General features: G+C 62.8%; 23 protein-coding genes. 15 read left to right on the top strand and 8 right to left on the bottom strand.

The window, feature by feature from the left end:
* The first annotated feature begins 150 nt into the window (after positions 1–150).
* Entirely contained in the window at positions 151–312 is a 162-nt protein-coding gene (locus IVA78_RS06715; RefSeq protein ID WP_247275904.1) for an RNA polymerase subunit sigma-70, read from the top strand.
* Positions 313–449: 137 nt separating this feature from the next.
* On the opposite strand, the gene IVA78_RS06710 is transcribed toward IVA78_RS06715, so the two are convergent.
* Positions 450–1076 carry a LysR family transcriptional regulator gene (locus IVA78_RS06710; RefSeq protein ID WP_247418448.1) on the bottom strand — a complete coding sequence of 209 codons (627 nt, stop codon included), beginning with the start codon at positions 1074–1076 and terminating at the stop codon, positions 450–452.
* 127 nt (positions 1077–1203) lie between these two features.
* On the opposite strand from IVA78_RS06710, the gene IVA78_RS06705 reads away from it, so the two are divergent.
* Both IVA78_RS06705 and IVA78_RS06700 read left to right on the top strand, forming a co-directional pair.
* Positions 1204–1596 (top strand): RidA family protein, encoded by a 393-nt coding sequence (locus tag IVA78_RS06705; RefSeq protein ID WP_247275906.1) that lies wholly within the window; start codon positions 1204–1206, stop codon positions 1594–1596.
* Positions 1597–1643: 47 nt separating this feature from the next.
* Positions 1644–2345 (top strand): L-2-amino-thiazoline-4-carboxylic acid hydrolase, encoded by a 702-nt coding sequence (locus IVA78_RS06700; protein ID WP_247275907.1) that lies wholly within the window; start codon positions 1644–1646, stop codon positions 2343–2345.
* A 320-nt stretch (positions 2346–2665) separates the two neighbouring features.
* On the opposite strand, the gene IVA78_RS06695 is transcribed toward IVA78_RS06700, so the two are convergent.
* The 4 genes from IVA78_RS06695 to IVA78_RS06680 all read right to left on the bottom strand — a co-directional run bounded on the left by IVA78_RS06695 (position 2666) and on the right by IVA78_RS06680 (position 6784).
* Positions 2666–3694, bottom strand: coding sequence for an ABC transporter permease (locus tag IVA78_RS06695; RefSeq protein ID WP_247275908.1), 1029 nt, complete (start codon positions 3692–3694; stop codon positions 2666–2668).
* A gap of 12 nt (positions 3695–3706) precedes the next feature.
* Positions 3707–5209, bottom strand: coding sequence for a sugar ABC transporter ATP-binding protein (locus tag IVA78_RS06690; RefSeq protein WP_247275909.1), 1503 nt, complete (start codon positions 5207–5209; stop codon positions 3707–3709).
* Between the two features lie 6 nt (positions 5210–5215).
* On the bottom strand, positions 5216–6238 hold the full coding sequence (locus IVA78_RS06685; protein ID WP_247275910.1) for a sugar ABC transporter substrate-binding protein: 1023 nt from the start codon (positions 6236–6238) through the stop codon (positions 5216–5218).
* Positions 6239–6334: 96 nt separating this feature from the next.
* The gene (locus IVA78_RS06680) at positions 6335–6784 is read right to left on the bottom strand and encodes a globin (protein WP_247275911.1); all 450 of its coding nucleotides are present in this window, start codon (positions 6782–6784) and stop codon (positions 6335–6337) included.
* Between the two features lie 480 nt (positions 6785–7264).
* On the opposite strand from IVA78_RS06680, the gene IVA78_RS06675 reads away from it, so the two are divergent.
* The 8 genes from IVA78_RS06675 (at position 7265) to IVA78_RS06640 (ending at position 16213) form a co-directional block, all read left to right on the top strand.
* On the top strand, positions 7265–7639 hold the full coding sequence (locus IVA78_RS06675) for a DUF2946 family protein (RefSeq protein ID WP_247275912.1): 375 nt from the start codon (positions 7265–7267) through the stop codon (positions 7637–7639).
* Positions 7640–7729: 90 nt separating this feature from the next.
* Positions 7730–9946 (top strand): TonB-dependent receptor, encoded by a 2217-nt coding sequence (locus IVA78_RS06670; protein WP_247275913.1) that lies wholly within the window; start codon positions 7730–7732, stop codon positions 9944–9946.
* Between the two features lie 77 nt (positions 9947–10023).
* Entirely contained in the window at positions 10024–10557 is a 534-nt protein-coding gene (locus IVA78_RS06665; RefSeq protein ID WP_247275914.1) for a copper chaperone PCu(A)C, read from the top strand.
* 29 nt (positions 10558–10586) lie between these two features.
* Positions 10587–11105, top strand: coding sequence for a YcnI family protein (locus tag IVA78_RS06660; RefSeq protein ID WP_247275915.1), 519 nt, complete (start codon positions 10587–10589; stop codon positions 11103–11105).
* Positions 11105–12667, top strand: a complete 1563-nt coding sequence (locus IVA78_RS06655) for a CopD family protein (protein ID WP_247275916.1) — start codon at positions 11105–11107, stop codon at positions 12665–12667. The genes IVA78_RS06660 and IVA78_RS06655 overlap by 1 nt, the downstream gene beginning before the upstream one ends.
* Positions 12668–12830: 163 nt before the next feature.
* The gene (gene proS / locus IVA78_RS06650) at positions 12831–14150 is read left to right on the top strand and encodes a proline--tRNA ligase (protein ID WP_247275917.1); all 1320 of its coding nucleotides are present in this window, start codon (positions 12831–12833) and stop codon (positions 14148–14150) included.
* A 73-nt stretch (positions 14151–14223) separates the two neighbouring features.
* Positions 14224–15504: a lipoprotein-releasing ABC transporter permease subunit gene (locus IVA78_RS06645; RefSeq protein ID WP_247275918.1), complete on the top strand. Its 1281-nt coding sequence runs from the start codon at positions 14224–14226 to the stop codon at positions 15502–15504.
* Between the two features lie 7 nt (positions 15505–15511).
* Entirely contained in the window at positions 15512–16213 is a 702-nt protein-coding gene (locus IVA78_RS06640) for an ABC transporter ATP-binding protein (protein WP_247275919.1), read from the top strand.
* Positions 16214–16304: 91 nt separating this feature from the next.
* Here the strand turns inward: IVA78_RS06640 and IVA78_RS06635 are convergent, their stop codons facing one another.
* Positions 16305–17384, bottom strand: coding sequence for a zinc-binding alcohol dehydrogenase family protein (locus IVA78_RS06635; RefSeq protein WP_247464849.1), 1080 nt, complete (start codon positions 17382–17384; stop codon positions 16305–16307).
* A gap of 111 nt (positions 17385–17495) precedes the next feature.
* On the opposite strand from IVA78_RS06635, the gene IVA78_RS06630 reads away from it, so the two are divergent.
* The 3 genes from IVA78_RS06630 to IVA78_RS06620 all read left to right on the top strand — a co-directional run bounded on the left by IVA78_RS06630 (position 17496) and on the right by IVA78_RS06620 (position 19874).
* The gene (locus IVA78_RS06630; protein ID WP_247275921.1) at positions 17496–18269 is read left to right on the top strand and encodes a helix-turn-helix transcriptional regulator; all 774 of its coding nucleotides are present in this window, start codon (positions 17496–17498) and stop codon (positions 18267–18269) included.
* Between the two features lie 443 nt (positions 18270–18712).
* Positions 18713–19192 carry a carboxymuconolactone decarboxylase family protein gene (locus IVA78_RS06625; RefSeq protein WP_247275922.1) on the top strand — a complete coding sequence of 160 codons (480 nt, stop codon included), beginning with the start codon at positions 18713–18715 and terminating at the stop codon, positions 19190–19192.
* Positions 19193–19235: 43 nt separating this feature from the next.
* Positions 19236–19874: an HD domain-containing protein gene (locus IVA78_RS06620; protein WP_247275923.1), complete on the top strand. Its 639-nt coding sequence runs from the start codon at positions 19236–19238 to the stop codon at positions 19872–19874.
* A 28-nt stretch (positions 19875–19902) separates the two neighbouring features.
* Here IVA78_RS06620 and IVA78_RS06615 read toward each other — a convergent pair whose 3' ends face one another.
* Complete coding sequence (locus tag IVA78_RS06615; RefSeq protein WP_247418412.1) at positions 19903–20187, bottom strand: DUF3551 domain-containing protein; 285 nt, start codon at positions 20185–20187, stop codon at positions 19903–19905.
* Complete coding sequence (locus IVA78_RS06610; protein ID WP_247275925.1) at positions 20171–20479, bottom strand: DUF3551 domain-containing protein; 309 nt, start codon at positions 20477–20479, stop codon at positions 20171–20173. The genes IVA78_RS06615 and IVA78_RS06610 overlap by 17 nt, the downstream gene beginning before the upstream one ends.
* 253 nt (positions 20480–20732) lie before the next feature.
* On the opposite strand from IVA78_RS06610, the gene IVA78_RS06605 reads away from it, so the two are divergent.
* A complete protein-coding gene (locus IVA78_RS06605) occupies positions 20733–21455 on the top strand; it encodes an outer membrane beta-barrel protein (RefSeq protein WP_247275926.1) in 723 nt (240 codons plus the stop codon).
* Positions 21456–21891: the final 436 nt, after the last annotated feature.

Genomic DNA, 21891 nt, shown 5'->3' with positions numbered 1-21891 from the left:
CCACCCCGACGCTCGCATAGAGTCAGTAAGAGCAGTTCCGGCCACGTCGCGACGGAGCTATTACAACGAAATACTGCCGGCCTTTTTCAACGGAATCGGCCACAACCCGACTCGCTCCCATATAGTAAGGGCTGCTGAAACGGAGAGAACATGAGCGTGCCGGAAATCATTCGACGAGCCATCGAAATCGGTGAACGGAACGGTAAGATTACCTTCGATGAGCTGAATCAGCTGTGTGACAGCCGGTCACTGGACCCCAAAGACGTCGAGCGCATTTCTCAACGCGCTGAGCGAAGCAGGAATTTGGATTGAAGGAGGCTAAGGTCTGCTTCGGGTCATTTTCGACCGATGCAGCGGGAATTGTCGGCCGACCGATGTCCGGTTTGCTCCAAGAAACACAGGTACCGGAGTCGGACTAGACGCCGAGTTGTTACGGGTTTGCGGTCGCCTCAACTCCCGACGCCGCCGACAAGACGAGGGCGGCGGCTAGCGAGCGGTTTCTCCTCCAGCAGGCCGCGCACCCATTCGCGAAAACTGACGATTTCCGGGCAATCCGCGGTGCCTTCAGGCGCAACGAGCCAATCACCCACACCCGCTCCCTCATCCATCCGCTCGCAGCGATAGCCCGGATGGTGACCAAGTCCGCGGGCTATCAAGAGGTCGACCTTGCCCTCGACCAGCTCGTGCAGGCCGGCGGGCTGAAGCACCCGCAAGCCGATCTCCGCATGCGCGCTGCGAAATTCTGCCAATTGGAGGCGGCGCAGGTCGAAGCCGCCATGGACTCCCAATTGCAGCAGGACCGCACCTGCCGGCTTCAATTGCGAGGTCGCCTCGGCGATGTGGCGAAAGCCTTCGGATATCCCGGGTAGATAGGCCTGACCGGCCGCGGTGAGGATGAGCTGCTTATGCAGCCGGTCGAACAGGCGTACGCCGAGGCGCGCCTCCAGCGCTTTCACCTGCTGCCCTACGGCGGCGGGCGTCACGTGCAGCTCGTGCGCGGCCAATTTGAAGCTGAGATGCCGGGCGGCGGCTTCGAATGCGCGGAGCGCGTTGAGCGGTGGAAGGATGTAAGTCATTGCTGCCCAGTTTGTCACTGAATGGCTGCGTGCTTGCAATAGATTTTCTTGCGCTGAACCGCAGCAATAGTGCTTTGCGCCCCGGCGATGCCGCCGGATAGGGTCGGCCGCAACACGGAGAGATCCCATGCCACCAGTTCACGTCGTCACCCACAATCCCGCAACGGTCCACGCTCCGGCCGGCGGCTACAGCATGGGACTTGAACTGAGGCTGCATCGCCGCCTCTTGTTCATCAGCGGCCAGGTGCCGGAGAGATCGGACGGCACCGTGCCCGACGGTTTCGAGGCGCAATGCGAGCAGGCCTGGCGCAACGTCAGGGAAGTGCTCGCCGCTGCGGGTCTGGGCGTCGAGCATCTGGTCAAGGTCACCACGTTCCTGACCGACCGCAACCAGGTCCTGCCCAACCGTATTATTCGCCGCGCGATTCTCGGGGATCACCAGCCCGCGCTGACGGTCGTGATCGTCGAGACCGTTGACAGCAAATGGCTGCTGGAGATCGAGGCGATCGCCGCAGAATGAAACCGGCGTCGCCCACATTGCAATGAGCCAATCATATCGGGTGTCCAATGGCTGAGATCCATCCTTTCTACGAGACGCATCGGGACGCAATGGAAGCCGCCATGCGGCACCGCCTCGGCCTTGCCGATGCGATGTTGCGCGAGCGCGCGCGACTATCCGACATCGAGAAGATCAGGCAGGAAGTCATGCACGAATTCGAAATCGTGCTGACCCAAATGCCCTATGTCGGCGGCGCGGCCAGCCGCATGAGTGATTTCTTCATGCGTCTCACGGGTTTTATGGCCATCAGTCGGGTGCTCCGGCGCCACGGTGTGCCGGTCCCGGTGATCGGGGAGATCGAACGGGAAACCTACAAAGCGCAATTGCTCACCGTGTCAGAGGCGGAACGCCTTGCCTCGGGACGCCAGTTCATGTCGTCCGCGAACCAAGCTCTGCTGCGCGAGCAGGCGGCAAGGAGCGTCACGGAAAGCCACCAGAGGGAGTTTCCGGAGGACTTCGTCTACGATTTCGTAGAGCCGGATCCAGGAGACACCTTCGAATTCGGCATCAACTACAAGGCTTGTGGCTTCTGCAAGCTCGCAGCGCGCCACGGCGACAAGGACATCCTGCCGAACATTTGCGGGCTTGATTTCGACGCCTATGCCACGCGAGGCATTCGCCTCGAAAGGACGCAGACGCTGGCCGGCGGTGCGAGCCATTGCAATTTCCGCTTCTCGCGGCTGCCGTCGCATACGGAGGCCGAGAGTTAGGACGCGTTCCCTGGCTTCGCGATTGAGACGATCCAGGATTCCTCTGCTGCCTCCAGACCGTCATTTTCGAGCGCAGCGACGCAATCCAGACTGCCACCGCGGAAAGATTCTGGATTGCTTCGCTGCGCTCGCAATGACGGGAGTGGGCACCGCCTCTCGGAGCCGCCGGCCATCGTGACATCATGCCCCTGTTTTGCCCGACGAGTCAAATCCACTTCGTAAAATCCGCAATGTCGCGACGCCACCGGCAAGCGATTGATTTCGCTAGCCCCGGCTACTGTGCACGAGGTTGTTTTCGCTGTTTTCGTTTTGGGGGCCGTCTACTCCGCCGCTTTTTCCCTCAGTCGCTGCGCATAGACGTTAATGACCAGCGCCGCCAGCAGGATCAGGCCGCGGATCAGGATCTTCAAAAAACTGTCGATGTTGACGTGGTCGAGCCCGTTATTGAGAACACCAAGAACGAAAAGCCCGACGATGGTGTTGCCGATGCCGCCGCGGCCGCCGAACAGGCTGGTGCCGCCGACAACGACGGCGGCGATGGAGTCGAGCAGGTACGTGTCGAATTCGTTCTGCTGCGCGCTGCCGAAATGGGCAACGCCGAGCATGCCGCCAAGGCCGGAGCAGACCGCCGAGATCACCATGACCGCGCCGAGGATCAGCTTGACGTTGAGGCCGGAATATTCGGCCGCCTCGCGATTGCCTCCGACCATGTAGACGTAGCGGCCGAAGCGCGTGTAGGTCAGCACCAGATGCCCGCCGAGCAGCATGATGGCGGCGACGATGACGATCCAGGGGATGCCACCGATCGAGCCCGAGCCGAGCGTCGTGATCAGGCTCGGCACCTTGTAGGCGATCTGGCCGCGCACCAGGAGCGCCGAGATGCCGGCCGCGATCTGCATCATCGCCAGCGTCATGATGAAGGAGGGGATGCCGATCACGGTCAGCCCCAGCGCATTGACGAGGCCGAGCAGCGCGCAGAGCAGGATCGACAGGATGATGGCCACCGCGCCGGGCAGCGGCACATTCGCGATGTTGACGTAGGATTCCTGGAGCGTGAAATAGGCAACCGCGATGCCGGTGACGTTGGCGATGCTGGCGATCGAGAGGTCGATCTCGGCGCAGAGGATCACGAAGGTGAGGCCGACCGCGATGATGCCTGTCACCGACACTTGCGTGAGGATGTTGCCGAGATTGTCGAGCGTCGCGAAGGAGGGGCTGGCGAAGGCGAAGAAGCCGGACAGGAAAATCAGCGTCAGGAATGGCGCAATGTTGCGCATCTGCGAGCGCAGGAAGGGCGCAAGTCCCCGCGCTCGAGCAGCCGCCGCCGGAACCGTGTCACTGCTCGCCATGGTGCTTCTCCGTCACGCCGCTTCCAGCAGGCGGTCCTTGCTGACCGGCTCGTTCCTGAATTCCCGCACCAATGCGCCGCGCTTGAGCACGAGGATGCGGTCGGCCAGCGACAGCACCGTTTCCGGCTCGGTCGACAGCACGATGACGGCAAGCCCCTTGGCGCGGAGGTCGCGGACGATGTTGATGACGTCGTTCTTGGCGCCGACATCCATGCCGCGGGTCGGCTCGCACAGCACCAGAAGCTTGGGTGGATAGGTCAGCCATTTCGCCAGCGCAACCTTCTGCTGGTTGCCGCCGGAGAGCATGCCGAGGTCGAGGCCGACCACGGGCGGTCTGATCTGCAATTGCTCGACCTGGTGCCTTGCGATATCGCGCTCCTGCGCCGGCTTGAGCAGCAGCGCCGAGATGCGATCCAAAATGCTGATTGAGATGTTCTTGTAGACCGGCTCCTGGTGAAACAGCATGTCGCGCCGGCTCTCCGGCACCAGCGCCACGCCGGCGCGCCGCGCCGCCGCCGTGCTGGCGAAGGTCTTTGGTGCGCCCTCGACGGCGAGCGTGCCGCTGTCCGGCTTCAGCTTGCCGAACAGGATGCGCGACAGCTCCTGCTGGCCGCAGCCCATGAAGCCGTAGATGCCGAGCACCTCGCCGGCGCGGGCCTCGAACGAGACATCCTGAAGGCTGCGCGCGAGGGAGAGCTGGTCGACCTTCAGGACGACCGGACTGTCGCTCGGCCGCGGCAGCATCAAATCGTCAGTGTAGCTATGCTCGAGCGTTTCGCCGCCGCGGCCGATCATGGCCTCGATCAGCGCGCCCTTGCTGGTCGCGGCGCTGGCGGTCTCCGCGACCTTCCGCCCGTTGCGGAAGACGGTCACCGTGTCGGACACGCGCAGAATGTCCTCGATGAAATGCGAGATGAAGACGATTGCAGTGCCTTCCTCGCGCAGACGCCGGAGCGTTGTGAAGAGCCGCTCGACCTCGGGTGGGGAGAGGGCGGAGGTCGGCTCGTCCAGGATGACGATGCGAGCGCCCGAGAACAGCACGCGGGCGATCTCGATCAACTGCTGGAGCCCGATCGGGAGGTCCCCAAGCCGCGACATCGGGTCGACGTAGATACCGAAGCGGGCGAGCTGCTCGCCCGCCTCGCGCGCCATCCGCCGCCATTGCACCAGGCCGAAGCGGTTGACCGGCTGGTTGCCCAGAAAGACGTTCTCCGCAACCGTGAGGTCGGGCGCAACGCTGAGCTCCTGGTGCACCATGGCAATGCCGGCCGCATGGGCATCGCGCGCCGAGCGGAAATGCGTTTCCGCCCCGTCAACCAGGAAGCGGCCGGAGAATTCGGTGTGCACGCCGGCGATGATCTTCATCAGCGTGCTTTTGCCGGCGCCGTTCTCGCCGACGAGACCATGGATCTCGCCGGGAAGAAGCGCGAAGTCGACACCACGAAGCGCTTCGACGCCGCCGAAGCTCTTCGTGATGCCCTTCAGTTCCAGGATGGGCTGATGTCCCGCAGGCATGGAGGCTCAGATCAGGAAGTGATCCTGCATCCATTGCATCCCGGCGGCATTGGCCTTGGTCACGACCGGGCCGTCGGTGACGACGTTCTTCGGGATTCCCTGTCCGCTCTTCTCGCCGCCGACCACGGCCGACACGCCTGCAACGATGGCGCCGCCATGGATGCGGCACGACGGATTGCGCACGGTCGCGAACATGCGACCCTCGCTCACCGCCTGGATCGCCGGCGGCATGGCATCGACGCCGCCAATCAGGATGTTGGTGCGGTTGCGGGCCTTCATGATGTTGTAGGCGGCGAGCGCCATGTCGTCATTGTGGAAGAACGCAGCGTCGATCTGCGGATATTTGGTGAGATAGGTCTCCCAGAGGCGGGCGGTCTTGGAGACGTCCCAGTCGGCCGGTTGGGTGTCGAGCACCTCGATGCCAGGGAATTGCTTGACCACCGAGTTAAAACCCTTGGCGCGTCCTTGCGCGCCGGTGTGGCCGAGCGCACCCTGCGTCATGATGATCTTGCCCTTGCCGCCCATCGCGTTGCACAGCGCCTGGGTTACCGAGGCGCCCATGAACTCGTTGTCGGGGGCAAGGAAGGAGTGGACGTTGATCTGGTCGAGCGGCGCAATCAGCGTGTCCATGTCGATGACGGGCGTGCCGGCGTCGATCATCTTCTGCACGGGCTGGGTGAGAGTGCCGATGCCGAAGGCCTGGATCGCGACGAAATCCCATTTCTGCGAGGCCATGTTGTCGATCGCGGCGCGCTGCTTGACCGCGTCGAGCTGACCATCGAACCAGGTCACCTCGACATTGAACAGCTTGCCCCAGAATTCCGCGGCCTGCTTGCCCTGCGCGCACCAGGTGGCCTGGAGGCCCGCGTTGGAGAAGGCCGCTTTCAGCGGTTTCTCGCTTCGTCCGACTTCGGCTGCAAGTGCTGGGTTTATGCCCATGCTGCCGAGGATGGCAGTCGCGGCGCCGGCGGTCGCTGCCGCCTGAAGAAGATCGCGCCTCGTCGTCGAGAAATCTTTCGTCCCGGACATCGCTCGCTCCCGTAAAATTTTATCGTCGGCGCGTCATTGAATGCGCGACCGATGTCCGAAAGTGTCTCACAAGAGCTGATGCCACTCAATCTGCAATCAATCGCTTGATCGCAGCAAGCCACCCTTGGTGCAGCGCAAAGCGTCAGGCCCGCGCCTTGGTGAATGCGTCGACTCGACGAGCAATGTATCCCATGCCCGCGCAATGTCGGCCGACCATCGAGCGCCGAGCAGATCGCGGCTCGTATCCCTGATGATCGCGAAGAAGGCGATGAAGAGCTCGCGCGACGTGCCGTAAGCCTCGTGCGAGGCTGCCTCGCAGGCGATCAGCCGGAAGTGCCCACGACGTTCATTGGCGAAGTCGAGGACCGCCTCGATGGCCAGCGCGAGCATCGATCCCATCACGAGCTCGCTGCCTTGCGAGCGGAACATCGCCCGCGTTTCCAGATGCTGTTCGAACAGGCGTTGATAGACCAGCGGCGTGAGGTCCGCGCAGCGCGATGCCGCAAGTTCGAAGCTATTTTCGATCGGATTAGAGGGACCACTCATCGGCGTCGAAGCCCCGCAGACAAAAAAAGAGCGGGGCCCTGGCCCCGCTCAAAAATTGTGTCGACCCTATTATCCCCGATTCTAAGATTTGCTCTTGATTAACGGGGCGACGCTGCGTTTTGCGCGCCAGGGGCTCCTCCCGAGACTTGGACCACCAGACTTCGACCTCACGGCCAGCCTGAGCAAGAGGGATGCTAGATCAACTTTTCTCACTTGTCATCATTTTCGGCAACGAATGTTCAAAATTCGAGCATTTGACGAAATGATCGGGCTCATATCCCTGTAAACGTATGGGAAACAAAAGGAATTTTTGGACGAGGGAGGTGGTTTGACTTGCCTCAATGCCGGACCCCTGGCGTCGCGGGTAGGGTGCTCCCGACCACTTCGAGATGTTTTCGCTGGCCAACAAGGCGGCGGAACTGACCTCGACTCGGGGCTTGGGGCGGTGTTTAGTTAGTGGAGGAACGAACGGTTCGGCGGATGCGCGCGCGCTTGCAAAAATTCCTACCCGTTGTCCTGCTCGCCCTGGTGATGCAGGTGCTGGCGCCGATTGCCGCCTGCTTGGCGGCCGGCCAGGCCGTTGCCGATCGGCTGTCCGCCGGCGTCATCTGCCACAGCGGGGGTGAGCAGCGCGGCCTGGGCGATCAGACCGACAGCCCCACCGCGCACGGCGGCGCGTGCGCGCTGTGTTGCCTGGCACAGGCCAACGCCTCGCTCGATTCTCCGCCCCACGTTGGGCTCTCCATCCCCTTCCGCCACGCCAAGCGCGTGGCATGGCACGCTTTGGAGATATCCGTCGTCGCTGCCGATAGGGGCTCTGGCGCCCAGGCACGCGCGCCCCCTCAATTTTCCTGACCCGCGACGAACTTGTGCTCGGTGCGGCTCGCTGGTGCCGCATCTCGCTTTGCAACGGACTGGCTGCGTGCCGGTGTCAGGAAATGTCCCATGCCTTGTCTTCGTTCTTTGCGGAGTGCGCGTGCGCGCGGCACTCTGCTCGCGTCCGTATCGATTTTGGCCTTTCCACACACTTCGGATGCCCAGGTAAGTCGGTCGGAACTTCCCTCGGTTATTGTTGAAGCTCCACAGCAAAAGCGCGCGGCCCGGGTCCGGCCCCACCGCGACGCCGTGCGATCAGCGCGTGTGGCGCGAAGCGCACGACCGGCTGGGCTGCCACAGCAAACCGCGAGCGTGCAAGGCGCCAGGGTCCCCGGCTCCCTGACGGTGCTGACCGCACAACAAGCGCTTGCGGAAATCAACCAGACGCCGGGCGGCGTAGCGCTCGTAACGGCGGAAACTTACAGGAATTCGACGCCCGCCAACACGATCAAGGATGTGCTGGACTACGTGCCTGGTGTGTTCGCCCAGCCTAAATGGGGCGACGACACGCGGCTTTCGATTCGCGGGTCGGGCCTGTCGCGCAACTTCCACCTTCGCGGCGTCCAACTCTACATGGACGGCATCCCGATCAACACTGCCGATGGCTATGGCGATTTCCAGGAGATTGACCCTACTGCCTACAAAGATATCGAAGTCTACAAGGGCGGGAATGCACTCCAGTTTGGCGCGAATTCCCTCGGGGGCGCCATCAACTTTATAACTCCGTCGGGCCGCGATTCATTTCCGAACGGCGTGTCTTTCGACGTCGGAGGTTTCGGATTCAAGCGGCTTCAGGCGAACGCAGGTGGCGCGAACGGGCCGTGGGACGGTTTCGTGACCGCTTCCACGCAGGCCGCTGATGGATTTCGCGATCATAGCTTCGGCTCGAGCAATCGCTTGAGCGGCAATTTCGGCTATCAATTCTCTCCGGACGTTGAGACACGATTTTACCTCAATGCCAACCAGGTGCGGCAGCGGATCCCTGGTACCGTGACCAAGGCGTCTGCCTTGACCAATCCGGAGGCTGCCGCTCCGACGAACGTTGCCATGGATCAGCAGCGCAATATCGATACTGTCAGGTTGGCCAACAAGACGACCGTCCGCTTCGATGACACCAAGGTTGAATTCGGCGCCTTCGGGCTCGACCGCCATCTGATGCATCCGATTTTCCAGTGGCTGGACTACCGCTACAAGGACTATGGAGGCTTCGCGAAGCTCACGGATGACCGCACCATCGGCGGCTTTCGCAATAGACTGGTCGCGGGTGTCTACGTATTGAATGGTAGCATCGACAATCAGCAGTTTGCCAATCTTGCCGGTCAGAAGGGGAGGCTGCTTTCTTCCTCGATCGATCGCTCAGAGAACACCTCCGTTTACGTCGAAGACAGCTTCTACTTCCTTCCGAGCGTCGCAGTGATCGGCGGTACCCAGTTTCTGTACGCAACTCGCAATCGGCAGGACCGCTTCCTCAGCGACGGAGATCAATCGGGAGCAACGCGGTTCAATCTCTGGTCGCCGAAAGCAGGCCTCCTGTGGCAAATCGATCCCACATGGCAAGCTTTCGCAAATGTCTCGCGAAGTGCCGAGGTGCCGAGCTTCGGTGAGAGCTCGATTGGTCCGGGCATTCCAACGATCCCGTTCACCAGCATCCGCGCACAGATCGCGACCACGTACGAAGTCGGAACGCGCATGAGGCGGCCGGAATATGCCTGGGAGCTCACCGCCTATCGCGCCAATATTCGCGACGAGCTGCAATGCCTTTATAGCGCGTTCGGGAATTGCAACGTGACCAACGCCGACCGGACGCTTCACCAGGGAATCGAGGCCGGGGCAGGTGCAGCAATCTTTCGCGACATCTTCGTCAATGGCTCCGCGCCGGACAAGGTCTGGCTTAACGTCTCTTACACGTTCAACGACTTCCGTTTCGACCGCGACCCGGTCTTTGGGGACAATCAATTGCCGGGTGCGCCCCGTCATTACCTGCGCGCAGAGCTCCTCTACAAGCATCCGACGGGTCTCTATGTCGGCCCCAATGTCGAATGGGTGCCACAAGCCTATTTTGTCGATAGCATGAACACGCTCAAGACAGAACCTTATGCGCTGTTGGGATTGAAAGCCGGGTTCGACAATGGGGGTCCGCTATCCGCCTATGTCGAGGGACGCAATCTCACCAACAAGACCTACATTGCTAGCGCGAGCATCATCGATCGGGCAACGGCGACGTCACCCTTGTTCGAGCCGGGTACCGGGCGCGCGGTATACGCCGGAATGAGGTATCGATGGTGACGCACCAAATAGCACGCGCCAAATAGCAAATGACCAAGGACGTCTCTGCCAGAGTAATCATCAATGAGGCTATCGAAATGAAGAAAGTGAAGCAGACTCTCCTCACAATCGCGCTGCTGCTGGGCGGCTGCGCCGTCGCATCGGCCGACGACGTCAAGGCCGGCGATCTCGTGATCTCGCAAGCCTGGAGCCGGGCGACGCCGGGCGGCGCCAAGGTCGCGGGCGGCTATCTCACCATCGAGAACAAGGGGGCGGCGGCGGACAGGCTGGTCAGCGCTTCCGCGGACATCGCGGGGAAGACCGAGATTCACGAGATGGCGATGGATAATGGCGTGATGAAAATGCGTCCGCTGGACAAGGGGCTCGTTATTGATCCCGGCAAGACCGTGAGGCTTGCGCCCGGAGGCAATCATTTGATGCTCCAGGAGCTGAAGGGCGCGTTCAAGCAGGGCGATAAGGTGCCGGTGACGCTTCAGTTCGAGAAGGCCGGCAAAGTCGCAGTCTCCCTCGACGTACAGGGCGTCGGCGCGCAGGCACCGGGCGAGGCCGCGCATTCAGGTCATATGGACATGAAGAAAATGCCGGATCACTCGGGAATGAAGATGAAATGAGACGGATCCGAACTCTCGGGAGGCTGAACATGCCGAAGCGATTCCGCCTGATCCTGGTTGCTGCGTTCGCCGCCTCGCCGGCGGCGGCGCACGTGTCGCTCGAGACCAAGCAAGCCACGGTCGGTGCGTCTTACAAGGCTGTCTTCACAGTGCCCCATGGTTGTGCTGGCTCGCCCACGGTGAAGATCCGCGTGCAGATCCCGGAAGGGGTGATCGCGGTCAAGCCAATGCCGAAGGCAGGCTGGACCATCGATGTCGTCGAAGGCAAATATGCCAGCGAATATGACTATCACGGCAATAAGATCTCGTCCGGCGTCAAGGAGGTGGCGTGGGCCGGCGGCAAGCTTCCGGACAAGAACTATGACGAGTTCGTCATGCACACGGTTCTGACCGACGAGCTCAAGCCGAACACGACGTTGTATTTCCCCGTTGTCCAGGAATGCGAGACCGGTGTCAGCCGTTGGATCGAGATCCCGGCTGAGGGGGCAGGGCATTCGCACGAGGGCAAGTCGCCCGCCCCGGGTGTGAAGCTGCTGCCGAAACCCTGATGCGCCTGCTCGCCGCGCTCGCGACGCTGCTCCTGGTCACCGGCTTTGCGACCGGGGCCTCGGCGCATGCGGCACTCATCTCGGCCGAGCCGGCGAGCGGCAGCAGGCTCATGGCCGCGCCGGAGGCTGTGGTGCTGCGTTTCAACGAGGCCGTCACGCCCGGCGCGATCCGGCTGATCGATGGCGCGGGCAGGACGCGGGACGATGTGCGCATCGACGCGTCGGCGGAGGCCATTTCGGTTGCGATGCCGCCGGACCTGCCGCAGGGTACGGCGGTCGTCAGCTATCGCGTGATTTCGCAGGACGGCCATCCCGTGGCCGGATCGGTGATCTTCTCGATCGGCATGCCGACGGGGACGAAGCCTCTCGCGAACACGGATAGCGGGTTGAGCATACTCATCTGGCTGGCGCGGGTTGGTCTTTACATCGGGCTGTTTGTTGGTGTCGGCGGTGTGTTGTTCGCGCGCTGGATCGCGTGGTCGACGACCAGCATGATCGTGCCGCGCGTGGCACTCGCGGTCGGCCTTCCGAGCGCGGTGATGTCCCCCGGTGCGCTGGGTCTCGATCTCCTCGGCCTGCCACCGGCAGCTCTTGCGACGGCCGCGCCTTGGAAGGTCGCGTTCGCGACCAGCGCAGGCCCCGCCTTGCTGGTCGCCGTCGCTGCGATGCTGCTGGCCCTGATGGCGCTGCGTGCCGCCTGGTACGCGCGCGCTCTTGCGTTTATCGCGTTCATCGGCGTCGGCCTGTCGCTGGCCATGACCGGACACGCCGCAACGGCACCGCCCGAAATGTTGACGCGGCCGGCGGTCTTCCTCCACGGTCTCGGCGTCGCGTTCTGGATCGGGGCAATGGCGCCGCTCGCTGTGCTGGTGTCGAAGCCGGCGGCCACGGCTTTGCCTGTCGTAAACCGCTTCTCCCGTATCGCCGTGCCGGTCGTCGCCACGTTGGCCCTGACCGGCCTTGGGCTCGCTATCGTCCAGCTCGAAAGGCCTTCAGCGTTGGTCGAGACCCGCTATGGCCTCGTCCTTTCCATCAAGCTCGCGCTGGTCCTCATGTTGCTCGCACTCGCCGCGCTCAACCGCTTTCACCTGAGCCCGGCGCTGGCAAGCGATCACGAGGCCGCGTCCGCCCTCAAGCGCTCGATCCTGTTCGAATGTGCGATCGCACTCGTCATCTTCGCGGTCGTCGCCGGGTGGCGCTTCACGCCGCCGCCGCGGACCATGCTTCCCGAGGCGCCGCTCGCGATCCACGTCCACAGCGACAAGGCAATGTTCCAAGTCCTGGTCTCGCCGGGTAAGGCCGGTGTCGATGACTTCGTGGTCCAGCTCATGACCGGCGAGGGGACGCCGCTCGCGGCCAAGGAGGTGACGTTGACCTTGAGCTTGCCCGAGCGCGGCATCGAGCCGATGGAACGGGGTACCTCGCTCGGGCCGGACGGCTATTGGCATGTGCGCAAGGTCGAACTGCCCTTCGCTGGCCGCTGGCATATCCGGATCGATGCGCTGGTGAGCGACTTCGAGAGCATTACGCTGGAGGATGAACTCGAGGTGGCGCCGCCCTAGGCTCGCCGGCTTTGCTGGCATGCTGCTCCTCAAGCCAAATCTGAAGTCAACGGAAAATGACAGGAATTCCGCCGCGTTAGCGGCTTTTCCTCACTCGCGGTCTTGTGTTTTCGCTCCCAATCCGGTTTCACTGCAACCCGTCACTGATTCCTAGAGTGTTGCCATGCGGTTGTCGCGATTCTTTCTGCCCATTCTGAAGGAAAATCCGAAAGAGGCCGAGATCGTCTCGCATCGGCTGATGCTGCGCGCCGGAATGATCCGGCAGGAGGCCGCCGGCATCTATGCCTGGCTGCCGCTTGGCTTCCGCGTGCTCAAGAAGATCGAGCGGATCGTGCGCGAGGAGCAGGACCGCTCGGGCGCGATCGAGGTGCTGATGCCGACGCTCCAGCTCGCCGACCTCTGGCGCGAGAGCGGCCGCTACGATGCCTATGGTCCGGAGATGCTGCGCATCGCCGACCGCCACAAGCGCGAGCTGCTGTACGGACCGACCAACGAGGAAATGATCACCGAGATCTTCCGCGCCTATGTGAAGTCGTACAAGAACCTGCCGCTCAATCTCTATCATATTCAATGGAAATTCCGCGACGAGCAGCGTCCGCGGTTCGGTGTGATGCGCGGCCGCGAATTCCTGATGAAGGACGCTTACTCCTTCGACCTCAACGAGGCGGCGGCGCGGGTCGCCTACAACAAGATGTTCGTCGCCTATTTGCGGACTTTCGCACGGATGGGGCTGAAGGCGATCCCAATGCGCGCCGAGACCGGTCCGATCGGCGGCGATCTCAGCCACGAGTTCATAGTGCTCGCGGAGACCGGCGAATCCGGCGTCTTCATCAATCGCGACGTGCTGGACCTGCCGGTGCCGGGCGAGGACGTCAATTATGAGGACGATCTGACGCCGATCATCAAGCAGTGGACCTCGCTGTATGCTGCTACCGAGGACGTTCACGATTCCGCGCGGTTCGAGCGGGAGGTGCCTGCGGACAAACGAGTGAACACCCGTGGCATCGAGGTCGGCCAGATCTTCTACTTCGGTACCAAATATTCCGAGCCGATGAAGGCGCTGGTGGCGGGCCCCGACGGTGTCGACGTGCCGATCCATGGCGGCTCCTACGGTGTCGGCGTCTCACGCCTGCTTGGTGCCATCATCGAGGCCTGTCATGACGATGCCGGCATCAAATGGCCGGAAGCCGTGGCCCCGTTCCGCGCCGTGGTGCTCAACCTCAAGCAAGGCGATGCCGCGGTCGATGCGGCCTGCGAGAAGCTCTATGAGGAGCTCACCGCCAAGGGCGTGGATGTCCTCTATGACGATACCGACCAGCGCGCCGGCGCTAAATTCGCCGCCGCCGACCTGATCGGCATCCCCTGGCAGATCATGATCGGACCGAAGGGGCTTGCTGACGGCAAGGTCGAGATCAAGCGGCGAGCCGACGGCGCACGCGAGACCATGTCGCCTGCGGACGCGGTCGCCCGCCTGGTCGGCTGAATATTGTTCATCGCGCGATATCGCGGCCGCCAATCCGGCCACAATTGACCCCGAATCATGGGATTATCGAGCGATGGACGAGACCATGACCGAAACCGTGCAGACCGCGCCTTTTGCGCCATTCGAGTGGATGCTGTCGGGGCGCTATTTGCGAGCGCGCCGCAAGGAGGGATTCATCTCGGTCATCGCCGGGTTCTCCTTTCTCGGCATCATGTTGGGCGTGGCGACGCTGATCATCGTCATGGCCGTCATGAACGGCTTCCGCAAGGAGCTGCTCGACAAGATCCTAGGGCTCAACGGCCATATCCTGGTCCAGCCGCTGGAATCGCCGCTGACCGACTGGAAGGACGTCGCCGACCGCCTCAGCCAGGTCGAGGGCATCCGGCTCGCTGCGCCCGTGGTGGATGGCCAGGCGTTGGCGTCATCGCCATGGAACGCTTCGGGCGTCCTGGTGCGCGGCATCCGCTCCGACGACCTCAACAACCTCACCTCGATTGCCAAGAACATCAAGCAGGGCTCGCTCGAGGGCTTTGACGAAGGGCAGGGCGTCGCGATCGGCCGCCGGCTCGCCGACCAGCTGTCGCTGCATGCCGGCGACAGCGTGACGCTGGTGGCGCCGAAGGGCGCGGTCACCCCGATGGGCACAACGCCGCGCATCAAGCCTTACAAGATCGTCGCCGTGTTCGAGATCGGCATGTCCGAATACGATCTCGGCTTCGTGTTCATGCCGCTGGCCGAGGCGCAGGCCTATTTCAACCGCAGCAACGACGTCACCTCGATCGAGGTGTTCACCACCAACCCCGACAAGATCGACGCCTTCCGCAAGGCGGTGACGGAGGCTGCGGGCCGCCCGGTGTTCCTGGTCGACTGGCGCCAGCGCAACTCGACCTTCTTCAACGCGCTCCAGGTCGAGCGCAACGTGATGTTCCTGATCCTGACCATGATCGTGCTGGTTGCCGCTCTCAACATCGTCTCCGGCCTGATCATGCTGGTGAAGGACAAGGGCAGCGACATCGCGATCCTGCGCACCATGGGTGCCTCGCAGGGCTCGATCATGCGGATCTTCCTGATCACGGGCGCCTCGATCGGCGTGGTCGGCACGCTGGTCGGTTTCTTCGTCGGTCTCGTGATCTGCCTCAACATCGAGTCCATCAGGCAATTCCTGTCCTGGCTCACCAGCACCGAGCTATTCTCGCCTGAACTCTATTTCCTGTCGAAGCTGCCCGCCGAGATCGACGTCGGCGAAACCACGGCGGTCGTCGTCATGGCGCTGACGCTGTCGTTCCTGGCGACGCTGTACCCGTCGTGGCGCGCCGCGCGCCTCGATCCGGTCGAAGCGCTCCGGTACGAGTGAGGGGCTGATGGAGCAGCAGGGGGCGGAAGATGTACCAGTCATTTATCTCCACGAGATAAAGCGGCAGTACGTGCAGGGCGAGATGCCGCTGACGATCCTCGACGGCGCCAAGCTGGCGTTGTGGCGCGGGCAGTCAGTCGCGTTGGTGGCGCCGTCGGGGTCCGGCAAGTCGACGCTGCTGCACATTGCGGGGCTGCTCGAGGCACCGGATTCCGGCGAGGTCTATGTCTCGGGCGCGCCGACCTCGCAGCTGCCCGACATCGAGCGCACCCAGTTGCGCCGCACCGATATCGGCTTCGTCTACCAGTCGCACCGGCTGCTGCCGGAGTTCTCGGCGCTTGAGAATGTCATGCTGCCACAGATGATCCGCGGCCTGAAGAAATCCGAGAGCGTCAAGCGCGCCAAGGAGATCCTGGGCTATCTCGGCCTCGGCGACCGCATCACCCATCGTCCGGCGGAATTGTCGGGCGGTGAGCAGCAGCGCGTCGCGATCGCACGTGCGGTTGCCAACGCGCCGCGCGTGCTGTTTGCGGACGAGCCGACCGGCAATCTCGACCCCGGCACCGCCGAGCACGTGTTCCAGGCCCTGATGCAGCTGGTCAAGGCGACGCAGGTGTCGATGCTGATCGCGACTCACAACATGGAGCTCGCCGGGCGCATGGACCGGCGCGTCTCGCTGTCGAACGGCCAGGTGGTCGAGCTCGATTAAAATGCGAAAACAACCCCATGCACAGTAGCCAAGTGCTTGGCCGGACTTGCGAAAAAAATTGGCGACGGCGCTCCCCCGCGCCCTCTGGGTATCAAGGCCGGATCGCCGTCAGTTTGAACGGCCTGCCATTGGCGGCGGCGTGTTCCACGGCCCCGTTGGCGTGGTCGAGATCGAACGCCGTCACCTCGTATTCGTCGAGCCTGAGCAGCCCGGCACGCACCAGCGCGATCAGGCGGGTTGCTGCGTCCGGCGGGTACATCCAGACGCCGTGGATGCTGATGCAGTTGCGCATGATCCAGGGGTAGGGCAGCTCGAGCCCTGCACCGCCCGCCATCCCGACGCCGCCCATCAGCACGACGCGGCCATACGGGCGCACCGTCATGACCGCCGCGCCCACCACATTGGTGCTGACCGAGGGCGGCATGATGTCGAGCACGCAGTCGATCGGACCTGATGCCGCGTGCTTCATGCTCTCGCGGTCGTCGTCCTCAACGCCAGTGAGCTTGACCGGCTTCACGCGGCTGCCGAAGCGGCGGACGAGGTCGGCCAGGATTGTTTCGTTGCGGCCGGGCGCGATCACGCAGACCGCGCCCATTGCCAGCGCGACCGAGACGGCCGCGCTGCCGAAATTGCCGGTGGCCCCGCTCACCAGCACAGTTTCGCCTGGTCGCAGGTTCGCGGCAAGGAAGCCGCCATAGGGCACGAGCAGTGTCCCAAGGGCGCACCATTGCGCCGCTGCCTCCGGTGTGATCGCGCCGAGACGTGTGACGTTCTCGGTCGGGACCCGCATCTGCTCGGCAAACGAGCCGTGGCGAAAATGCTTTTGCAGGCGCATGCCGCCAGGGCCGGCGGCCGTGAGCCCTTGCAGGGCAATGTCGGGCGCAACGGCATCGTCGCGCGAACGCACCGTCGGATCGCAGAACACCCAGTCGCCGATCGCAAGCCTGGTTGCGTCCGGGCCGATCGCGCGCACCCGGCCGATGCCGCCGGGACCGGGGATAACCGGCAGGTCGAGCGCATAATTGCGTGTCCCGTCGAAGACCTCGTTCATGTAGGACAGCACGCGCGTGGCAACGACATCGACGATGACCTCGCCGGTGCCGAGCACCGGTTCGGGGGCATTCTCGATCACCAGTGGCGAGCCGAAGGATTTGAGTACGGCAGCTTTCACGATGTTCACCTCTCAAGGTCGGGTGAAGCGCATATGCGCTGCCTTGGAGGGGACAAGAAGGCCTGGTATTATCCTAGTATTGCAACGACCCTCCATCGCGGGAACGACATCATGGCCGACCCACGCCGCGTCGAATTCGGCGACTTCCTCAGGTCACGCCGCGAAAAGCTGTCACCGAAGGCAGTAGGTCTTCCGGCGGGCCGCCGGCGGCGCACGGCGGGGCTGCGGCGTGAGGAGGTCGCGCAGCTTGCCGGCATCGGTGTCGACTGGTACATCCGCCTCGAACAGGGTCGCACCGTCAGCCCCTCGATCACCACCGTCGATGCGCTCGCCCGCGCGCTGCGTCTCAGCAAGACCGAGCATGCGCATCTGAAGGCGCTGGCGCGCGACGGCGCGAGGGCGGCCTTCGTGCCCGAGATCGTGCCGCCGCCGATCCGGCGGATGATCGACAGCTTGACGCAGCCCGCCTATGTCACTGGGCGGCGCTGGGACGTGCTGGCCTGGAACGCGGCGGCCGAGGAGATCTTTGGCTTCGGCCAGCTGCCGGAGCAGGATCGCAATACGTTGCTCCTGGTGTTGACGAACAAGCAGACGCGAAAATTCTACGGCGCGAGCTGGACCGACGTGGCCAAGAGCATGGTCGCGATGTTTCGCGCCACTCACGACGTCTGGGCGGGCGATCCCGCCTTCACCGAGCTGCTCACGCGGCTGCGTCAGGGCAGTCCGGAATTCGTCAATTGGTGGGAGGCGCACGAGATCCGCAGCACCGCCTCGGGCCTGAAGACCATGAACCATCCGACCAAGGGCGTGCTCCGGTTCGAGCACACGAGTTTTCAGGCCAACGACGATCCCGCGCTGAAGCTCGTGATCTATACGCCGGTGTAGGGCACCAAGACATCGAGGCCAGCGCGTCTGCTTTCGAAAGGCAAGCGGAGACGCTGCGGTTCGGATTGCAACGCTTGATCAGGAAGAGGACCCTTCGAGGGTACTGAGAAGCGGATCAAGGGCTTGACCGCAACCACTGCGAAAAAGCCCGGATGGTCGTGCTCGCGGATGGCTTGGCTTACTGACCACATGGAAGCCGTAGCCAGGCAAGCTCAACTTGAACGCCTTCACGAGCGTGCCAGCTGCGAGCTCGTGTGCCACGGGCACATCACTGAAATCCCGACACCGTGTCCGGCGATCACCGCCTCGATGGCGTACAGTTCCTCCCGGAAGCTCAAATGCTGCATGTCCTTGAATTGGGGCACCTCGCGCCACCTGCGCTGAGCCGCAGCAAGCCATCTCTGCCATGTCGGTGGCTCACGATCGGCGGGCGACCAATAGGAGTGAATCAGAACGTGATTTGCAGGATCGATTGGTCTCTTCAGGCGCTCCGCTGCAAGCAAATGCGGACTGCAAACCGGCCAGAACGTATCGATGAAGAGATCATCGACCATTCCGTCTGTTGGCCGTGCTCGGCTGGTCGCATAGCGAATGGCGACATCGCCGTCTCCGGCCTGGACATGCACACCTGCGACCTGCTCAAGAGCGGCGTAAAGATCGAAAAGCTCGCGCTGGTGCAGGCGTGGGCCGAGGCTGGCAATCTCTTCGACGAACGCGAGCGCGCGGCTCTCGCATGGGCCGAGACGGTGACCTGCGTCGCTCAGACCAACGTTCCGGATGAGGCGTATCAAGCCGCCCGCACGGTCTTCAGCGAGCGCGAGCTGGTCGATCTCACGATCGCAATCAGCCTGATGAATGCATACAATCGAATGTCGATCAGCTTCCGGAATTCGCCGCAGGCGGCCGTGGAGAAAACAGCCTGACAGGCCGAACGGCGTCAGCCGAAATGCAAAGCAGAGCCTGAAAATGACGAGCGTGATTTCCGGCGTGAAAATTCCCGACAGCAAGCTGGCGCGCGAAGCCGCTGAACTGGTGCGCCAGTACGAAGACGAGATGTTGTTCAACCATTCGGTTCGCGTCTACGTATTCGGCGCGATCAAAGGACTGCGACAAAAGCTCAAATTCGATTCCGAGCTGCTCTATGTCGCGGCGCTGTTCCACGACCTCGGCCTGGTCGATCATTACCACACCGAGACCAAGCGGTTTGAGGTCGATGGCGCAGACGCGGCACGCGACTTTCTTCGAGCGCGCGGCATTGCCGAGCCGCAGGCCGATCTGGTGTGGGAAGCGATCGCGCTGCACACCACTCCCGGCATTCCGCAATATATGAGGCCGGAAATTGCTCTCACCAACGCTGGCGTTCTGGTGGACGTCGTCGGCGTTGGATTTGACGACTACACACCGGATCAACGCGAAGAGGTGATCACTGCGTTTCCGCGCGGTGACTTCAAGAACGAGTTCCTGAAGGTGCAGACCTGCTCGGCCCTGAAGAAGCCGCAGACGACGTTCGGAACGGTCAATTTCGACTACATCGAAGATCACGATCCGACGTTCCGCAAGCCAAATGCGTGTACGCGCATCCGCAACACGTCCTGGCAAAGCTGAGAGACGCCAGGCCATACGATCGCTGGGATTATCCGGCGCCAGCGGCGGCGCGGCTCGATCGGCGAGGGGACGTCGGTTTGCTTGCGGGGAAATAGGGATTCACGACGCAGCTCGCCGAACGTCCGACGGCGAGATATCTGCACTGCTCGAGCGAACCGTAGCGACAGTCGAAATAGCCGACGGGGCCGTAGATCTGCATGCAGACCGGATAGCGCGGATCATAGGTCTGCGCGTGCGCAAGAGTGCTCGTAAGGAGCAAGCCGATTGCGACGAGCGTGGTCCACGCGCCGCGTATTTCAGCGCGGCAAGGCATAGCCCGGCGTCTGCGCGCGCGGACGATTTTGATACGCGTAGGGATCATCGCTCTGGCCTGCGAAGAACGGATTGGCGATGCAGGTCAGCGCGCGGCCCGATGCGCTCGCCTGACACTGCGCATAGGTATCGAACCTGCAATTGCTCAGCCCCGGCCATTCATCGCCGGTGAGGCAGAATGGATGGTGCGTGCCGAAGGCGCGCGCCGGCGAGCTCGCGCTGAGCCCGAGCGCAAATGTGGCAAGCCCGAGCGAAAATGTGGCGACAATGGGGAGAGAAGCTTGGACTCGCATCTGAATTCTCCAATCACGCGAATGTGCCCGCGACGTTGTTACGCGCGCGTGCAGGTTAGGTCGTGTAGTCGACATTGGAACTCCTGAAAACACTAGTTTCAAAGGGTTTCCAGTGCGCTCTGCTAAATGTTCATTAATGAAGCGCGGCCCTTTGGCTCTAACTGTTGCGTCGCGGTTACAGCAATTCTGTCGATCGCTGATATGACGACGGCACGGCCCGGGGGCCTACTGAAGAAACTGGAACGGGAATCAAATGAAGAAGAATTTGTTGCTTGCCGCTGTCAGCCTGATTGCGCTCAGCGCGGCTGCGCCGGCGGTGGCTGCTGACCTGGCGGCGCGGCCTTACACCAAGGCTCCGCCGGCGGCGATCGCCGCAGTTTACGACTGGAGCGGCTTCTACATCGGCATCAACGGCGGTGGCGGTTCGGCTCGCACCACCTGGGATTTCGTTGGTGTCGGCCGCGAAGGCTCGCACGATGCGACCGGCGGCACGGTCGGTGGCCAGATCGGCTATCGCTGGCAGTCCGGCCAGTTCGTGTTCGGCGTGGAAGGCCAGGGCAACTGGGCTGACTTCACGGGCGACAACGTCAGCGCGCTGTTCGCCACCCGCAACCGCACCAAGATCGATTCGTTCGGTCTGATCACCGGCCAGGTCGGCTACGCCTGGAACAACGTGCTGCTCTACGTCAAGGGCGGTGCGGCTGTGGTCGGCGACAAGTACGAGATCTATGGCCTCGGCGGTCCCTTGCTCGCCTCGTCCAGCGACACCCGCTGGGGTGGTACGGTCGGTGCCGGCCTCGAGTTCGGCTTCGCCCCGAACTGGTCGGTTGGCGTCGAGTACAACCACATCTTCCTGGCCGACAAGGACGTGACGTTCGCTGGCTTCGCTGGCACCGAGCGCATCCGTCAGGACGTCGACATGGGCCTCGTCCGCCTGAACTACAAGTTCGGCGGCCCGATGGTTGCCCGCTACTAAGACGAACCGCTTCCTTCAGGAAGCGATCGTCGAAAAGCCCCGGCCTCGCGCCGGGGCTTTTTTGTTTTCGAATTCAACGAGTTAACCATTCCCTTTCGGAATGGTTGAGCTGGCTTGACTCCAGAGAACGAAATGAGAACAATGTTCTTCCTACGTTCTAGCAAAAGGAGCGAGACATGTTCAGGGTTTTCGTGGAAGAAGCCGCCGCACTGGCCTCGATCACACTGTTCGTCGGGATGATCGCGATCTGGGCCCAGGTAATTCCCCAGCTCTAGAGGACGCGGTTGGGGAAAAGCGGGACGACGCGGCGGATTGGCCGCTCCGCCGTGGACTCTCGCGGCGCCACACCGCACCATTAGGAGGCGAGTCGGCCGGGCGAGTGCATGATGCCTTGAGGAGCCGGCGACCGCTCCATTCCCCCTGCAAGAGGCCGTCA

Source organism: Bradyrhizobium sp. 137 (assembly GCF_023074095.1).
Lineage (GTDB): Bacteria > Pseudomonadota > Alphaproteobacteria > Rhizobiales > Xanthobacteraceae > Bradyrhizobium.
Note: the sequence above shows the minus strand (reverse complement) of the source record. Positions and strands in the feature narration are given on the sequence as shown.

What these genes read in the sequence shown, in the direction of transcription:
- IVA78_RS06700 (WP_247275907.1), top strand. Translation starts at nt 1,644, where the DNA reads ATGGCTGAGATCCATCCTTTCTACGAGACGCATCGGGACGCAATGGAA.
- IVA78_RS06640 (WP_247275919.1), top strand. Translation starts at nt 15,512, where the DNA reads ATGGAGCAGCAGGGGGCGGAAGATGTACCAGTCATTTATCTCCACGAG.
- IVA78_RS06715 (WP_247275904.1), top strand. Translation starts at nt 151, where the DNA reads ATGAGCGTGCCGGAAATCATTCGACGAGCCATCGAAATCGGTGAACGG.
- IVA78_RS06645 (WP_247275918.1), top strand. Translation starts at nt 14,224, where the DNA reads ATGGACGAGACCATGACCGAAACCGTGCAGACCGCGCCTTTTGCGCCA.
- IVA78_RS06615 (WP_247418412.1), bottom strand. Translation starts at nt 20,187, where the DNA reads ATGCCTTGCCGCGCTGAAATACGCGGCGCGTGGACCACGCTCGTCGCA.
- IVA78_RS06670 (WP_247275913.1), top strand. Translation starts at nt 7,730, where the DNA reads ATGCCTTGTCTTCGTTCTTTGCGGAGTGCGCGTGCGCGCGGCACTCTG.
- IVA78_RS06675 (WP_247275912.1), top strand. Translation starts at nt 7,265, where the DNA reads ATGCGCGCGCGCTTGCAAAAATTCCTACCCGTTGTCCTGCTCGCCCTG.
- IVA78_RS06620 (WP_247275923.1), top strand. Translation starts at nt 19,236, where the DNA reads ATGACGAGCGTGATTTCCGGCGTGAAAATTCCCGACAGCAAGCTGGCG.
- proS (WP_247275917.1), top strand. Translation starts at nt 12,831, where the DNA reads ATGCGGTTGTCGCGATTCTTTCTGCCCATTCTGAAGGAAAATCCGAAA.
- IVA78_RS06655 (WP_247275916.1), top strand. Translation starts at nt 11,105, where the DNA reads ATGCGCCTGCTCGCCGCGCTCGCGACGCTGCTCCTGGTCACCGGCTTT.
- IVA78_RS06660 (WP_247275915.1), top strand. Translation starts at nt 10,587, where the DNA reads ATGCCGAAGCGATTCCGCCTGATCCTGGTTGCTGCGTTCGCCGCCTCG.
- IVA78_RS06610 (WP_247275925.1), bottom strand. Translation starts at nt 20,479, where the DNA reads ATGCGAGTCCAAGCTTCTCTCCCCATTGTCGCCACATTTTCGCTCGGG.
- IVA78_RS06695 (WP_247275908.1), bottom strand. Translation starts at nt 3,694, where the DNA reads ATGGCGAGCAGTGACACGGTTCCGGCGGCGGCTGCTCGAGCGCGGGGA.
- IVA78_RS06630 (WP_247275921.1), top strand. Translation starts at nt 17,496, where the DNA reads ATGGCCGACCCACGCCGCGTCGAATTCGGCGACTTCCTCAGGTCACGC.
- IVA78_RS06685 (WP_247275910.1), bottom strand. Translation starts at nt 6,238, where the DNA reads ATGTCCGGGACGAAAGATTTCTCGACGACGAGGCGCGATCTTCTTCAG.
- IVA78_RS06705 (WP_247275906.1), top strand. Translation starts at nt 1,204, where the DNA reads ATGCCACCAGTTCACGTCGTCACCCACAATCCCGCAACGGTCCACGCT.
- IVA78_RS06605 (WP_247275926.1), top strand. Translation starts at nt 20,733, where the DNA reads ATGAAGAAGAATTTGTTGCTTGCCGCTGTCAGCCTGATTGCGCTCAGC.
- IVA78_RS06710 (WP_247418448.1), bottom strand. Translation starts at nt 1,076, where the DNA reads ATGACTTACATCCTTCCACCGCTCAACGCGCTCCGCGCATTCGAAGCC.
- IVA78_RS06680 (WP_247275911.1), bottom strand. Translation starts at nt 6,784, where the DNA reads ATGAGTGGTCCCTCTAATCCGATCGAAAATAGCTTCGAACTTGCGGCA.
- IVA78_RS06690 (WP_247275909.1), bottom strand. Translation starts at nt 5,209, where the DNA reads ATGCCTGCGGGACATCAGCCCATCCTGGAACTGAAGGGCATCACGAAG.
- IVA78_RS06665 (WP_247275914.1), top strand. Translation starts at nt 10,024, where the DNA reads ATGAAGAAAGTGAAGCAGACTCTCCTCACAATCGCGCTGCTGCTGGGC.